This window comes from Burkholderia sp. RF7-non_BP4 (assembly GCF_001521935.1).
GTDB classification, from domain to species: domain Bacteria; phylum Pseudomonadota; class Gammaproteobacteria; order Burkholderiales; family Burkholderiaceae; genus Burkholderia; species Burkholderia diffusa.
On the sequence record NZ_LOTA01000085.1, the window covers coordinates 1 to 1,900 of the forward strand.

General features: G+C 67.3%; 1 protein-coding gene. It reads left to right on the forward strand.

Annotated elements, in window-relative coordinates; genetic code table 11:
- Nucleotides 1-1,900 (forward strand): acetate--CoA ligase (acs, locus tag WS49_RS26295; RefSeq protein WP_059534803.1); only part of this gene is annotated, 1,900 nt, incomplete at both ends.

The following is a 1,900-nucleotide window of genomic DNA, read 5'->3' on the forward strand; positions in this document are numbered from 1 at the left end:
GCGACCATTTCCGGCATGCCGGTCTACCGCGCGCTGGCCGCCGAAGCCGAGCAGGATTACGAAGGCTTCTGGGCGCGTCTCGCGCGCGAGGGCCTCAGCTGGCACAAGCCGTTCACCAAGGTGCTCGACGAGCGCAATGCGCCGTTCTACAAGTGGTTCGACGACGGCGAACTCAACGCGTCGTACAACTGCCTCGACCGTCACGTCGAATCCGGCAACGGTGAACGCGTCGCGGTGATCTTCGAGGCCGACGACGGCACCGTCACGCGCGTCACCTATGCCGACCTGCTCGCTCGCGTGTCGCGCTTCGCGAATGCGCTGAAGAAACGCGGAATCGGCAAGGGCGATCGCGTCGTCATCTACATTCCGATGTCGATCGAGGGCATCGTCGCGATGCAGGCCTGCGCGCGCATCGGCGCCACGCACTCGGTCGTGTTCGGCGGCTTCTCCGCGAAATCACTCAACGAGCGGCTCGTCGACGTCGGCGCGGTCGCGCTCATCACCGCCGACGAGCAGGCGCGCGGCGGCAAGACGCTGCCGCTCAAGAGCATCGCCGACGAGGCGCTCGCGATGGGCGGCTGCGAAGCAGTCAAGAGCGTGATCGTCTACCGCCGCACCGGCGGCAAGATCGACTGGCACGCCGGGCGCGACCTGTGGATGCACGAGATCGCCGACGGCGAATCCGACACGTGCGCACCCGAATGGGTCGGCGCCGAGCATCCGCTGTTCATCCTCTATACGTCGGGCTCGACCGGCAAGCCGAAGGGCGTGCAGCACAGCACGGGCGGCTATCTGCTGTGGGCCGCGCAGACGATGAAGTGGACCTTCGACTGGAAGCCCACCGACGTGTTCTGGTGCACGGCCGACATCGGCTGGGTCACGGGCCACACGTACATCACCTACGGCCCGCTCGCGTGCGGCGGCACGCAGGTCGTGTTCGAAGGCGTGCCGACTTACCCGGACGCCGGCCGCTTCTGGAAGATGATCGCCGATCACAAGGTCACGGTGTTCTACACCGCGCCGACCGCGATCCGCTCGCTGATCAAGGCCGCCGAGGCCGACGACAAGGTCCATCCGAAGAGTTACGACCTGTCGAGCCTGCGCATCATCGGCACGGTCGGCGAACCGATCAATCCGGAAGCGTGGATGTGGTACCACAAGCACGTCGGCCAGGAACGCTGCCCGATCGTCGACACGTGGTGGCAGACCGAAACCGGCGGCCACATGATCACGCCGCTGCCGGGCGCGACGCCGACGGTGCCGGGTTCGTGCACGCTGCCGCTGCCGGGCATCATGGCCGCGGTGGTCGACGAGACGGGGCAGGACGTACCGAACGGGCAAGGCGGCATTCTCGTCGTCAAGCGTCCGTGGCCGGCGATGATCCGCACGATCTGGGGCGACCCGGAGCGTTTCAAGAAGAGTTACTACCCGGAAGAACTCGGCGGCACGCTCTACCTCGCCGGCGACGGCACGGTGCGCGACAAGGACACCGGCTACTTCACGATCATGGGCCGCATCGACGACGTGCTGAACGTGTCGGGCCACCGGCTCGGCACGATGGAGATCGAGTCGGCGCTGGTTTCGCACGAGCTGGTTGCGGAAGCGGCGGTGGTCGGCCGCCCGGACGACACGACGGGCGAGGCGGTGGTCGCGTTCGTGGTGCTGAAGCGTTCGCGTCCGGAGGGCGAGGAAGCGGCGGCGCTCGCGAAGACGCTGCGCGACTGGGTCGGCAAGCAGATCGGGCCGATCGCGAAGCCGAAGGACATCCGCTTCGGCGACAACCTGCCGAAGACGCGCTCGGGCAAGATCATGCGGCGCCTGTTGCGCTCGCTCGCCAAGGGCGAGGCGATCACGCAGGACACGTCCACGCTCGAGAACCCGGCGATCCTCGAGCAGCTCG